Source organism: Arachidicoccus sp. (assembly GCF_050436765.1).
GTDB lineage: Bacteria > Bacteroidota > Bacteroidia > Chitinophagales > Chitinophagaceae > Arachidicoccus.
In genome coordinates, this window is record NZ_JBNQGD010000392.1 from 2,402 (window position 1) to 2,729 (window position 328).

1 protein-coding gene is annotated in these 328 nt (G+C 38.1%); it reads left to right on the plus strand.

All coding sequences use genetic code 11. The features are described 5' to 3' along the window. The coding region (locus ACQR30_RS16460; protein WP_429736848.1) for a two-component regulator propeller domain-containing protein at nt 1–328 on the plus strand (328 nt) is incomplete at both ends.

Below are 328 nucleotides of genomic sequence, written 5' to 3' on the forward strand. Positions count from 1 at the left end.
TTAAACCGGCCTAAGCTAGAACGTGTTCGCGATATTTTCGTCCAGGATAGCACGCATGAAGTTTGGGTTGCTACTAGAAATGGTTTGTTTGTTTTAGATAGCAGTTATCAGCATCTAACAAAATATACGTCAGACAAGTTCGACTCTTATTCACTTTCCAATAGTTCTATTTGCGCTATAACGAAAGACTATTCCGGTAATATCTGGGTGGGTACTTATTCGGGCGGTATCAATCTTTTAGAGAAGGGTAACGACAACTTTAATTATTTAGAGAATTTAATGAGTGGTGGTGGATTGAGTAATAGCGTGATTGAAGATGTATTGGAAG